The organism is Streptomyces sp. NPDC006602, assembly GCF_042870385.1.
GTDB lineage: Bacteria > Actinomycetota > Actinomycetes > Streptomycetales > Streptomycetaceae > Streptomyces.
On the sequence record NZ_JBIAHG010000032.1, the window covers coordinates 41,568 to 53,999 of the forward strand.

At 69.5% G+C, this 12,432-nt stretch carries 9 protein-coding genes and 1 pseudogene; 8 read left to right on the top strand and 2 right to left on the bottom strand.

All coding sequences use genetic code 11. The features are described 5' to 3' along the window. Positions 1–240 precede the first annotated feature (240 nt). From ACFYO2_RS40735 to ACFYO2_RS40760, 6 genes are all read left to right on the top strand, one after another. Positions 241–1,215 carry a helix-turn-helix domain-containing protein gene (locus tag ACFYO2_RS40735; protein ID WP_388360037.1) on the top strand — a complete coding sequence of 325 codons (975 nt, stop codon included), beginning with the start codon at positions 241–243 and terminating at the stop codon, positions 1,213–1,215. Positions 1,216–1,333: 118 nt separating this feature from the next. Then, complete coding sequence (locus tag ACFYO2_RS40740; protein ID WP_388360039.1) at positions 1,334–4,081, top strand: AAA family ATPase; 2,748 nt, start codon at positions 1,334–1,336, stop codon at positions 4,079–4,081. An 83-nt stretch (positions 4,082–4,164) separates the two neighbouring features. After that, the gene (locus ACFYO2_RS40745) at positions 4,165–4,932 is read left to right on the top strand and encodes an alpha/beta fold hydrolase (protein WP_388360041.1); all 768 of its coding nucleotides are present in this window, start codon (positions 4,165–4,167) and stop codon (positions 4,930–4,932) included. Positions 4,933–4,980: 48 nt separating this feature from the next. Continuing rightward, positions 4,981–6,291, top strand: a complete 1,311-nt coding sequence (locus ACFYO2_RS40750; protein WP_388360044.1) for an extracellular solute-binding protein — start codon at positions 4,981–4,983, stop codon at positions 6,289–6,291. Beyond that, positions 6,263–7,225, top strand: coding sequence for a carbohydrate ABC transporter permease (locus ACFYO2_RS40755; RefSeq protein WP_388360047.1), 963 nt, complete (start codon positions 6,263–6,265; stop codon positions 7,223–7,225). Before ACFYO2_RS40750 ends, ACFYO2_RS40755 begins: the two co-directional genes overlap by 29 nt. Next, a complete protein-coding gene (locus tag ACFYO2_RS40760) occupies positions 7,222–8,037 on the top strand; it encodes a carbohydrate ABC transporter permease (protein ID WP_388360050.1) in 816 nt (271 codons plus the stop codon). The genes ACFYO2_RS40755 and ACFYO2_RS40760 overlap by 4 nt, the downstream gene beginning before the upstream one ends. Before the next feature lie 12 nt (positions 8,038–8,049). On the opposite strand, the gene ACFYO2_RS40765 is transcribed toward ACFYO2_RS40760, so the two are convergent. Continuing rightward, a complete protein-coding gene (locus ACFYO2_RS40765) occupies positions 8,050–8,625 on the bottom strand; it encodes a Dps family protein (RefSeq protein ID WP_388360053.1) in 576 nt (191 codons plus the stop codon). 241 nt (positions 8,626–8,866) lie between these two features. Here ACFYO2_RS40765 and ACFYO2_RS40770 point away from each other — a divergent pair, with 241 nt between their 5' ends. Beyond that, positions 8,867–10,228, top strand: coding sequence for a dihydrolipoyl dehydrogenase family protein (locus tag ACFYO2_RS40770; protein ID WP_388360056.1), 1,362 nt, complete (start codon positions 8,867–8,869; stop codon positions 10,226–10,228). A gap of 58 nt (positions 10,229–10,286) precedes the next feature. On the opposite strand, the pseudogene ACFYO2_RS40775 reads toward ACFYO2_RS40770, so the two are convergent. Continuing rightward, positions 10,287–10,471: pseudogene (locus ACFYO2_RS40775) on the bottom strand (carboxymuconolactone decarboxylase family protein); the annotation flags it as partial. A gap of 147 nt (positions 10,472–10,618) precedes the next feature. Here ACFYO2_RS40775 and ACFYO2_RS40780 point away from each other — a divergent pair. Then, positions 10,619–12,361 (top strand): pyruvate dehydrogenase, encoded by a 1,743-nt coding sequence (locus ACFYO2_RS40780; protein WP_388360059.1) that lies wholly within the window; start codon positions 10,619–10,621, stop codon positions 12,359–12,361. Positions 12,362–12,432 lie beyond the last annotated feature (71 nt).

Here is a 12,432-nt window from a genome sequence, read left to right on the forward strand (position 1 = left end):
CACAGAACTCTACAGGATCGAACACGCCCGCACGGCCTGCCGACCGCACACCGTGGTGCCGTATCTCCGGTATGTCCGTCCCGTCCCCCAGATCTAGCGGATTCACGCGATGTGCCGACGTACACCCCCTGACACGGTGACCAGAAACGTACTGGCGGAAAGGCTGCCCTCATGTCGCTGGATTCATCGATACCGATGCCCGGGTGGCCGCTCTCAGGCGCCCTTTACACCACCGGTTCGGTGCCCACCCACCAAAGACAGGAGTTCTGGCGCGCAGCCCTGTCCCGGACGTTCACCTCGGTCGACATTGCCGTCCCCGACGAGGTCTGCTCGGGATCCCTCCGCACGTCCCCGCTGGGCCGTCTGCAGATCGCCACGGTGGAGGGCGGTCCCCTGTGCGTGCGGCGGACTCCGCGGCTGATTGCGCGGGGCGAAGACCAGCGGCTGATCGTCAAGCTGTTGGTCCGAGGCGTCGCCAGCGTCGAGCAGGACGCCCGCGAGGTCCACCTGCGTCCCGGGGCGATCGCCATTTGCGACATGGCGCGCCCGCTGAGGATGGCATTCCCCCAGCCGTTCCAGACGAAATCCCTGGTCCTGCCCCGGCGCCTGCTGGGCCTGGGAGAGTCCGACCTGCGGCGGCTCACCGCGACACCGATCCGCCCGGACACGACGGTGGGCTCGCTGCTGTCCCCCTTTCTGACCCAGCTTGTGGACACGGCGGCGACGTACCCGTCGGCAACCGGTGAGGTGCTGGCCCGCCACGTCGTCGACCTCCTCGCCGTCCTGGTCGGGGAGCGACTTCACCAGGAGGTGGGTGACACGCCGAGCACGACCCAGGTGCTGCTGCCGCGGATTCAGGTGTTCATCGACCGGCACCTCGCCGATCCGGACCTGACGCCGGACGCCATCGCCCGCGCCCACCAGATCTCCGTGCGTTACCTGCACAAGCTGTTCCAGACGGAGGACGTCACCGTCAGCCGGTGGATCCAGCGCCGTCGGCTGCAGGAGTGCCGACGTGAGCTTGCCCGCCGGGAGGCGGCGGGCCGGACCATCGCCGCAGTGGCTCGCCAGTGGGGTTTCACCAGCGCCGCACACTTCAGCCGGGTGTTCCGGGACGCTTACGGGTTGTCCCCCGCCGAGTGGCGGGATTCTGCGGCGCGGGTGCCCCGGTCGCCGGGTGGCGCGTCAAGGATGCCGCAGGCCGCATTGGCCTGAGGAGTTCCGCGTCGATCCTGCACCGCGTGGTCGTCTCACCCTGTGTGCCGAGTTGTGAACCGGGCTGCCGCTCTTGCCATAGTGGACACCCGGCGGATGCGGACGGGGAGGGGCGGGAGTGGCGAGGTCGGGCGGGTCGCTGTCCCGAAGCGGTCTGCGCGGCCGAGAGGCCGAGCTCGAAGAGCTCCAGGCGCTGATCGCCTCGGTGGCCCGCACCGGAAGCGGCGCGCTGATCCTGATCCGGGGCGAACCGGGCATCGGTAAGACCACGCTGCTCGCCGAGGCCGTCGGCAGGGCCGGGGCAGCGGGATTCTCGGTCGGCCTCGGCAAGGCCGACGAACTGCATCACATCGTCCCGCTCTCGTCGTTGGCGGCCTGCGTCCTGCAGGGCGACGAGCCGCTGCTGTCCGGCGACACCTTCGCCGATCTCGCGCGCCATCACGATCAGCGGATCTGGCTGGTGGAGCGCCTCGCGGAGGCGATCGAAACCAGAGCGGGCAGCGTGCCGGTACTGATCGCCCTGGACGACGTCCAGTGGGCCGACTCGCTCAGTCTGTTCGCCCTGAAGCAGCTGCCGACCCGTCTGCAGACGTCGCCGGTGCTGTGGATGTTGACCGGGCGACAGGGCGCCCCTGGGCCGGCGGAGGAGATCGTCGCTGCTGCGTGGGGCGAACTGCCCACGCTCAGCGTGCCGTTGGGCCCCCTGTCCGGCACGGCCATGGGCCAAGTGGTCGGCGACACCCTGGGGACGACTGTCGACGAGCGGATACGGGAGCTGCTCGACGGAGCCGGCGGCAACCCGTTTCTGGCGGTCGAGATGCTCGCCGGACTGCGGACCGCCGACGCCTCGGGCGAGTCCGTGCCCCCAGGGCTGGTGGTCGGTGTGCGCGGCAGGCTCGCCTCCCTCCGGCCTGGCACACTGCGCTTCCTCCAGATGGGGGCCGTTCTGGGACGCAGGTTCGGCTTCCACGACGCCGCCGCGCTCTGCGGCCAACCCTCGGCCACGCTGGTCGACGCGCTCGATGAGGTGGTGCGCGCCGGACTTCTGGACGACGACGGCGACCAGTTGGTCTTCCGGCATGATCTGCTGCGCCAGGCGGTCTACGTGGACATCCCGCGGTCGGCCCGGAAGGCTCTGCACCGAGAGGCCGCGAGCCACCTGGTGGCCGCGGGCCACCAGCCGATCGACGCGGTGTCGCACATCCTCAGGGGCGCCGTGCCCGGGGACGAGGAAGCAGTGTCGCTGTTGCGGCGAGCCGCCGACGACGTGCTTCCGGTGACGCCGGGCCTTGCGGCCGACCTCATGACGCGCGCCCTGGAACTCGTGCCGGCCACGCGGCCGTCGAGGTTCGACACGGGGGAGCAGGCGATCGTCTGCCTGACACGGGCCGGCCGGAATCGAGACGCGCTGTCGACCGGCGACCGGCTGCTGGCCGGCCGGCCGCCCCTGGCGGCAGTCGGCCGGCTGCAGGCCGCCCTCGGCGGGACGCTGTGGAACCTGGACCTCGCCGACGAGTTGCGCCGCCGGGCCGAAACGGCCCTGGCGGTCGGGGGCGCCGCCCCCGAGGTCGAGGCGCGGCTGGCCGCCCTGCGCGCACTGGCCTTGTCCCGGAGCCACGATCTGGTCGCGGCGCGTCAGGCGGGCGAGACCGCGCTGCAGGCCGCCATCGCGGTCGGCGACCGGGAGGCGCACGTCCTTTCCCTGTTCGGGCTCGGCGAGATCGCGCTCAACGCGGGCGAGAACGCCACCTCTCTGGAGCGCTTCACCGCGCTCAGCGCGGTCGATTCCGCTTTCCTGCCCGAGGAGATCGTCGCGTACCAGCACTTGGACGACTTCGAGTCCGGCGAACGGCTGCTCCTGGGGACAGCGGACCATGCCGGGTCACCCCGCCAGGCGATGCTGCTGTGGGCACAGGGTCAGCAGAATCTGGGGCTGGGCAGGCTCGACGACGCCGAGGCCGACTTCGTCACCATGGAGCGCCTGGAAGACGAGGTACAGGTGCCCGTCCAGCAGGTGAACGCCCGTGTGATCCGCTCTCGGATCGCCCTGCTGCGAGGCGAGCGGGAAGCAGCGCGGCAGCATCTGGCCGCGGCTCAGGAACGATGGGCGGTGAAACCGAACCCGGGCAACACGGCCGCGGTCCGCTTCCTGGAAGCCCTCCTCGCCGAGGACGACGGGGACTTCGGACTTGCCGTCGACAAGATCCGGCAGGTGCAGCAGGAAGGTCACTTCATGCGCTGGCGGCTGCTGCGCACCTGGGTCGACTCCGCGATCCGCATGGCCTTGAGCGGCGCGGACCATGGCCTTGCCGAGGACCTGGCCGCACAGGCCGAGGCCCACGCGGCACGCAACCCGGCCGTACCCACCGCCAGAGGTATCGCGGCGCAGGGTCTCGGGCTGGTGAAAAACGATCTCGTCCTGCTGGAACGCTCCGTCACCCTGCTCAAGTCAAGCCCTCGCCCGCTGGTCCGGGCCGCCGCCTGCGCCGACCTCGGACAGGCACTCCTGGCAGCGGGCCGGAAACCTCAGGCAGAGGCCGCCCTGACCCAGGCCCATGCCGCGTTCGCCGCGTCAGGCGCGCACGCCGCGGCGGCACGCATACAGGGCGCTCTGAAGGGCGCCGGGATCGGCAGCCGCAGGGAAGCGAGCGGGCAGCGCCCCGTCCAGGGATGGGGGGCGCTGACCGCCTCGGAGAAGAAGGTCGCGAGCCTCATCGCCGAGGGCCACACCAACCGGTCGGCGGCCGACCTGCTCGTCGTCTCCCCGCATACGGTCAACACTCATCTGACGTCCGTCTTCCGGAAGCTGTCCGTCAACTCCCGGGTGCAGTTGGCCAACCTGGTGACGATCCTGCGCGAGGACTGAGCGGGCCTGTTGGTACGTTCACGCGATGCCGGTCGTGGATGAGTGAGCTTGGCTGGAACGAAGTTCATTCGGAGGCCGCCGACATGCACGAGCCCACCCCCACACCGCCGGTGATCGTTCTCGTCCATGGAGGGTTCGCCGACGCCTCGTCCTGGGCACGGGTCATCAGCCTCCTGCACAGCGCCGGGCTGACCGTGCATGCACCGGCGAACCCGTTGCGCGGCCTGGCGCAGGACGCCGCCTACATCCGGAGCGTCGTGCGCCACCTTGAAGTCCCGATCGTGCTCGTCGGCCACGGATACGGTGGCGCGGTCATCACTCATGCCGCTTCCGACGCCGACAACGTCGTGGCGTTGTGCTACGTCGCGGCGTTCGGCCTGGACGCCGGTGAGTGCGTCCTGGACATCAGGAGCCGTTTCGCCTTCATGCCAGTAACCGATGCGACCCTGACCGCCGCTTTCCCCAGCGGGTCTCCCGGCGGCCCGGGAAAGGAGCTGTACATCCGTAAGGAGCGGTTCCCGCAGGTGTTCGCCGCGGACCTGCCGCCGCACGTCAACCAGGCGCTGGCCGTGACGCAACGCCCGATCGCCCGGAGCGCGCTGACCGACAGGTCGGGCCCGCCCGCGTGGGCCTCCAAACCGTCCTGGTACGCCATCGCGGCGGCCGACCGGATGGTCAACCCCACCGCTCAGCGCTTCATGGCACAGCGCATGGCGGCCACCGAATACCTGCTGGACGCCTCGCACGCCGTGGTCCTCTCGCAGCCTGGCGCCGTGGCGGCGATGATCCGGGAAGCCGCCGGAGAGAGCTCTGGTCGCGGCGACGGTGACGCACTTCGATCGATCTTCTGAGTAGAGAATGAGGTAATATTCCGGGGCTCTTGTGAAGTTGTTGCCGGTATGAACCGTCTCGTCGGCGACGTGTACGAACGCTCACCTTCGCCGCGGGAAGGCGCCACCATGACCTCACCGGCCAGACCGCCGGCACGGCGGATCACCACCCTCGTCGGAACCGCCCTCCTGACACTGGTCGCCACCGGGTGCAGCGGCGGAACCGGAAACGGATCCGCCGCAGGCAAGGCAACCTCCATCACCGCGCTCGACTATTACACCGACGCATCCGAACACGCCCAGTGGGGCGAGCGGTTGACGGCCTGCGGCAAAGCCGCAGGCGTAACGGTCGAGCACAGAAGCGTCCCGGGGGCTTCGCTCGTCCCCAAGGTCCTCCAGCAGGCGTCGTCGCGAACCCTTCCCGACCTGTTGATGCTGGACAACCCCGACCTGCAGCAGATCGCACAGACCGGTGCGCTGACCCCGCTGGACCAGTACGGCGTCGACTCCGGCGGCGTCACCAAGGGCATCCTGTCGGCCGGCAGCTACCAGGGGAAGGTGTACGGACTGGCGCCTGCCGTCAGTACGATCGCGCTCATCTACAACAAGGACATGCTCGCCGAGGCCGGCGTCACCGTACCGAGGACCTGGGACGAGCTGAAGGCTGCGGCCGCCAAGCTGACCCGCCCGGGGCGCTACGGCATGGCGGTCGATGCCAACGCCACGTTCGAGGGCACCTGGCAGTTCCTGCCCTTCCTGTGGTCCAACGGCGGGGACGAGAAGCAGCTGGACACGCCGCAGGCCGCGCAGGCACTCCAGTTGTGGGTCGACCTGGTCAAGAGCGGTTCCATGTCGAAGTCCGTACTGAACTGGACCCAGGCCGATGTCCACGACCAGTTCGTCGCCGGCAAGGCAGCCATGATGGTCAACGGTCCCTGGCGGATCTCCGACCTGAACAAGGACAAGAACCTGCACTGGGGGGTGGCCTCCATCCCCGTCCGGCAGGAGGGGCAGACCCTTGTCACTCCGCTCGGCGGTGAGGTGTGGACGGTCCCGCGGACCGCTTCCAAGGACCGGCAGAAGAAGGCCGCCCAGGTACTCGCCTGCCTGAACGACTCCACGAACATGCTCGCCGTGGCCAAGCAGTACTTCACCGTGCCCTCCCGCTCCGAGGTGGCGTCCCGGTACGTCGAGCAGGTCCCGTCGATGGCCGCGTTCGCCAAGAGCGTGGGGAGGGCACGAGCCCGTACCGCCGAACTCGGCGTCAAGTGGCCCGAAGCGGCGACCGGGATATACACCGCCATCCAGGCCGCGCTGACGGGTGAGCAGACACCGGAGGAAGCACTCGAGCATGCGCAGCAGATCGCGACCGGTTCCTGACGGGTCCCCGATCCGCCGGGTGAGCACCGCCAGGGCACGCCTTTGGGAATCGTTCGCCCAGTGGATGTTCATCGTGCCCGCCGCGACGTATCTGCTGCTGTTCTTCGGTTATCCGATCGTCAAGAACGTCGTGATGAGCTTCCAGCAGTACACGACCACGACCTTCTACACGGGTGCGGCGCCGTTCGTGGGGCTGCGGAACTACGCGGAGATCCTGTCGTCGGACCTGTTCTCCCAGGTCCTGCTGACCACGGCTCTGTTCACCGCCGGCTCCATAGCCGGGCAGTTCGTGCTCGGCCTGGCCTTCGCCCTGTTCTTCCACCGTCGATTCCCGCTCGGCGGCGTTCTGCGGTCGCTCCTGCTCCTGCCGTGGCTGCTGCCGCTGGTCGTCTCGGGAACGACGTGGAAGTGGATGCTCGACCCCGACACGGGAGTCGTGAACGAAGCGCTGCGCAACCTCCACATCGTGTCCTCCGGCATCCCCTGGCTCACCGGCACCTCACAGGCGCTCATGTCGGTGATCCTCATCAACATCTGGGTGGGCATCCCCTTCAACACCACGATCCTGTACGCCGGCCTGCAGGACATCCCGACGCATCTGTACGAGGCGGCGCAGCTGGACGGCGCCGGTCCGGTCGCCTCATTCCGCCATGTCACCTGGCCACTGCTGCGCCCCGTGGTGAACGTCGTGCTGGTGCTGGGTGTGGTCTACACCGTGAAGGTGCTGGACATCATCCTCGTGGTGACGGGCGGAGGACCGGCCGACGCCACCCAGACCCTCGCCACCCAGTCCTACGAACTGTCCTTCCAGCAGTTCGAGTTCGGGCGCGGCGCCGCGATGAGCAACGTACTCGTCGCCATCTCGCTCGTTTTCGCCTTCGTCTATCTGCGCGCCCACCGGCACGCCCGGAACAGCGGAGAGGGGAACCGGTGACGCGCGCACCGAGACGTGGCCGGCTGTCCACGGTCGTCGGGATCGTCTTGCTCGCGGTGATGCTGTTTCCCGTGTACTGGATGGTGAATGCCTCCCTGCAGCCGGCGGGCAACACACTGCAGGGAGGCTGGTTCCCCCTCCACTCGGACTTCAGCGGTTACGCCACGGCACTGCGCGACCAGGGACGCAACCTCGTCACCAGTCTCGTCGTGGCCCTCGGCGGCGTCGCCCTCAGCCTCGGGCTCGCAGCGCCGGCGGCCTACGCGCTGGCCCATCTCCCCGTCCGAGGAATCAACCTCGTGCTCTTCGGCGTCCTGGTCACACAGATGGTGCCGGGCATCGTCGTGGCCGACGCGCTCTACGGCACCTACAACGACCTGGGCCTGCTGAACTCCTACCTCGGACTGATCCTCGCCGACTCCACCGCCGGGATCCCCTTCGCCATCATCGTCCTGCGTTCGTTCATGCAGGGCATTCCCAGGGAGATCATCGAGGCGGCGCGCGTGGACGGCGCCGGGAGGCTGCGTACCTTCCGCTCCGTGGTGCTCCCGGTGAGCGTGAACGCGTTGATCACCGCCGCCCTCTTCACGTTCCTCTTCACCTGGAGCGACTTCCTCTTCGCCCTCACGCTGACCACCACGGACACCGTCCGGCCGGTCACCCTCGGCATCTACGAGTACATCGGCGCTCACACGAACCAGTGGAACGCCATCATGGCCACCGCCGTTCTGGCGTCCACCCCGGCGGCTGTGCTGCTCGTCGTCGCTCAGCGCTACGTCGCCGCCGGGGCCACCAGCGGTGCCATGAAGTGAGGGGACTGCCCCTCAGGTACGGACCAGGGGTGTGTCCACCAGGTGTTCGGCCAGGAACCAGGCCTGAAGTTCGCCGGTGCGGATCACCTGTGAGACCAGGAGGTCGTTGGTACCGTCGTCGCCCAGCTCTGCGGTCCGGGAAGCCGCGTCATGAGCCTGCGTCAGGATGGTCTCGTGGGCCTCGAGCAACCGCGAGAGCATGGCCGGGACCTCCTCGACGCCGTCCGGCGGGCGCGGAATCGACGTGATCTCCGCTACGTGCCGGGAATCACCCACGGCGACCCCGCCCAGGGTCTGGACCCGCTCGGCGATCGTGTCGACGAGTTCCAGCTGTTCTCCCGCGTGCTTGTCCAGGAGGAGATGCAGTTGGTAGAAGGTCGCGCCACGCAGGAGCCAGTGGTGCTTCTTGTAGAGGCCGTAGAGGATCTGGGTGTCCGCGAGGACCTTGTTCAGTCGCTGACAGGCGTACATGCGCGCCTCGTACGACAGTCCCAGCGGGAACTGCTTGACGGTCCCGAACTCCTGGATGACGGCGCCCTTTTGATGCAGCCACGGCTGGCTGCTCGAGTGCGGGGAAGTGGTGGTCATGGCGGCCTCCTGGGGTGCCGTGCTGTGCGTACGCCGGCGACGCTAGGCCCTGGGGCCGGGGGCGAGTTGACCGGCAGCGCATGCGGTGGTGCCCGTGAGCGCACCGACCACACGGTCCGGCCCCAGGTGTTCACTCTCGGGCCCACAGCCGTGCGCTCAGAGACTCGGGACGCCGCCCCACAGCCCTAGCCTCGGTGCGCGGCGGCACGTCGGACAGCCGCCCGCAGAGGGAGGCATGGGCATGAACGAGCAGGTGGATGTGGTCGTCGTCGGCCTGGGCCCGGGCGGTGAGTATGTCGCGGGCACGCTGGCCGAGGCCGGTCTCGACGTGGTCGGCGTCGAAGCGGAACTCGTCGGAGGGGAATGCCCGTACTGGGGGTGCGTGCCCAGCAAGATGATGATCCGGGCCGGGAATCTGCTGGCCGAGGCGCGGCGTGTGCCCACCCTCGCGGGGCAGGTGGACGTGACTCCCGACTGGGCCCAGGTCGCCGGACGCATCCGCAATGAGGCCACCGACGACTGGAACGACCAGGTGGCGGCCGACCGCCTGGCAGCCAAGGGCGGTCGTCTGGTCCGCGGTAGGGGACGCCTCGTCGGCTCGCGCAGGGCCGCGGTCGGCAACCGCACCTTCGCGGCCCGCCGGGGTGTCGTGCTGGCCACGGGCAGTCGGCCGCGGATTCCCCCGGTGCCCGGGCTCGCCGCGACACCGTACTGGACCAACCGCGATGCCATGGCCGCCAAGGACCTGCCCGCATCGATGGTCGTCCTCGGCGGGGGTGCCATCGGCGTGGAGGTCGCCCAGGTCTTCGCCCGCTTCACCTGCCGTGTCACCGTGGTCGAGGGGCAGGAACGGCTCCTGTCACTGGAGGAACCGGAAGCGGGAGAGCTCACCGCCAAGGCCCTGCGGGCCGACGGTGTGACTGTCCTGACCGGGGTGCGGGCCCGTCAAGTGAGCCATGACGGGACCGAGTTCACCATCCTGCTCGACGGCTCGGCGGAGCCCCTGCGCGCCGAGCGGCTGCTCGTCGCCACCGGACGTCACGTCGAGCTCGCAGGGCTGGGCGTCGAGACCGTGGGGCTCGATCCGGCGGCCGGCGCCGTGCCCACGGACGGGCAGCTGCGGGCGGCGGAGGGCTTGTGGGCGGTCGGCGACATCACCGGCCGCGGCGCCTTCACTCACGTGTCGATGTACCAGGCCCAGATCGCCGTCCGTGACATCCTCGGCAGCCCCGGTCCCGACGCCGACTACCGGGCGCTGCCCCGTGTAACCTTCACCGATCCCGAGATCGCCGCCGTCGGACTCACCGAGCGACAGGCCCGCGACCGGGGTCTGCGCGTGCGGACCGCGGTCCTGCCCAACGCCTCCTCGACCCGCGGCTGGATCCATGGGCCGGGCGGCGAAGGATTCGTCAAGCTGGTCGAGGACGCGGACCGGGGAGTCCTGGTCGGCGCGACCTCGGCGGGACCGGCCGGGGGCGAGTTGCTGTACGGACTGAACGTGGCCGTCCACGCGGAGGTCCCGGTCGAGCGCCTCCAGCACATGATCTACACCTATCCGACGTTCCACCGCGCCGTCGAACCGGTCCTGGCGGCCCTCCGCTGACGGTGAAGGGCGCGGCGCCGGACGGCACCGCCGATTCATAGCTCTGCCCGTACCGCGCGCGTGCCATGATCGAGACACGGTTGAACGCGTTGATGGTGACCGCCAACCAAGTCACCGCGGAGATGCGGAGATCCGGTCGTCGGTGAGTATCTCCCGGGCGGTGGCGCAGGCGGATTCCTGTGCGGCGGTGTCGGACGGCTCGGTCGTCGCCTCCGCCGGTGCGAGCGCCGCCCGTTCCGCGGGGCGGGCCGGTGCGCTGCCGGAACCGGTCTCGTGCGCGGACGGTCAATAGCCTCCTCTGCTCCTCAGTAGCGTGATCTGGACGAACCGCGGTCCGCCCGTGCCACCGCACGACCAAGCCCGCCGCGGTGCCGGGATCCGAGGAGTGCCATGGCCAAGCAGACCATCGCGGAACAGTATGTCGACCTCATGGCCCGCGCCGGCGTGCGCCGCATGTACGGCGTGGTCGGGGACAGCCTGAACCCGGTCGTCGACGCGGTCAGACGACATGACGCCATGGAGTGGATCCAGGTCCGCCACGAGGAGGTCGCGGCCTTCGCCGCCGGTGCCGAGGCCCAGCTCACCGGCCGGCTCGCCGCCTGCGCCGGCTCCTGCGGACCGGGCAACCTCCACCTGATCAACGGCCTGTACGACGCCCACCGCTCCATGGCGCCGGTGCTCGCGCTGGCAGCCCAGATACCCAGCGGAGAGATCGGCACCGGATACTTCCAGGAGACCCACCCCGACCGGCTGTTCGCGGAATGCAGCCACTACTCGGAACTGATCTCCTCGCCCCGTCAGATGCCGCGCGTGGTACAGACCGCGATCCAGCACGCGGTCGGCCGACGGGGGGTGTCGGTCGTGTCCCTCTCCGGCGACACCGCCGCAGAGGACTCTCCCGAGGCGGCCGTCGAGCTCGCCATGCCGACGGACCTCCCCGCCATCCGCCCGAGCGACCAGGAACTCGCGCGGCTGACGGGACTGGTGGACTCCGCCGAACGCGTCATGGTGTTCTGCGGCCGAGGCGTTGCCGGCGCCCACGCCGAGGTGATGGCCTTCGCCGAGAAGGTCAAGGCACCGGTCGGACACGCGCTGCGGGGCAAGGAGCACATTCAGTACGACAACCCCTACGACGTCGGCATGTCCGGGCTGCTCGGCTACGGGGCCGCGTACGAGGCCATGCACGAGTGCGACCTCCTGGTGCTTCTCGGAACGGACTTCCCGTACACGGACTTCCTGCCGCGGCAGGTGCGGACGGTGCAGGTCGACGTGCAGCCCGAGCGGCTCGGGCGGCGCACTCAACTCGACCTCGCCGTCTGGGGGGACGTACGCGAGACACTGCGGTGCCTCACCCCGGCGGTGCGGGAGAAGCCGTCGCGCCGGTTCCTCGATCGCATGCTGGAGCGGCACACCCATGCGCTGGAGGGCGCCGTGAGCGCCTACACGCGCAACGTCGAGAAGCACACCCCGATCCACCCCGAGTACGTGGCCTCGGTACTCGACGAAGAAGCTGCCGACGACGCGGTCTTCACCGTCGACACCGGGATGTGCTGTGTGTGGGCGGCTCGCTATCTGACGCCGAACGGCCGACGCCGCATCCTCGGCTCGTTCGTGCACGGCTCGATGGCCAACGCGCTGCCGCAGGCCATCGGTGCGCAGTTCCTCGACCGCGGGCGGCAGGTCGTCTCCCTCTCCGGCGACGGCGGATTCTCCATGCTCATGGGCGACTTCCTGACGCTCGTCCAGTACGACCTGCCGGTGAAAGTGGTGGTCTTCAACAACTCCTCACTGGGCATGGTCGACCTGGAGATGCTGGTCGACGGCCTGCCCCCGCACGGCACGACCTACGCGCACACCGACTACGCCGCCATCGCCGCGGCGGCAGGTGCACGGGGCATCCGGGTGGAGAAGCCCACCGAGGTACGCGACGCGCTGCGCGAGGCCTTCGCCCATGACGGACCCGCGCTGGTCGATGTCGTCACCGACCCCGCCGCGCTGGCCGTTCCGCCGAAGATCACGGCGGATCAGATCAGTGGCTTCGCCCTGTCGGCGAGCCGGACGGTCCTTTCGGGCGGGGTCGGACGCATGGTTCATCTGGCCAGGGCCAACCTGCGCAACATTCCGCGCCCTTGAGCGCGACGCCCGGCCATGACTCTGGGTGACCTGCACCTCCTCCACTTGTGCAAGCCGGGCGCCAATCCAGG

Coding starts and splice junctions, on each gene's coding strand:
- ACFYO2_RS40745 (WP_388360041.1), top strand. CDS start 4,165: ATGCACGAGCCCACCCCCACACCGCCGGTGATCGTTCTCGTCCATGGA.
- ACFYO2_RS40765 (WP_388360053.1), bottom strand. CDS start 8,625: ATGACCACCACTTCCCCGCACTCGAGCAGCCAGCCGTGGCTGCATCAA.
- ACFYO2_RS40755 (WP_388360047.1), top strand. CDS start 6,263: ATGCGCAGCAGATCGCGACCGGTTCCTGACGGGTCCCCGATCCGCCGG.
- ACFYO2_RS40770 (WP_388360056.1), top strand. CDS start 8,867: ATGAACGAGCAGGTGGATGTGGTCGTCGTCGGCCTGGGCCCGGGCGGT.
- ACFYO2_RS40780 (WP_388360059.1), top strand. CDS start 10,619: ATGGCCAAGCAGACCATCGCGGAACAGTATGTCGACCTCATGGCCCGC.
- ACFYO2_RS40750 (WP_388360044.1), top strand. CDS start 4,981: ATGAACCGTCTCGTCGGCGACGTGTACGAACGCTCACCTTCGCCGCGG.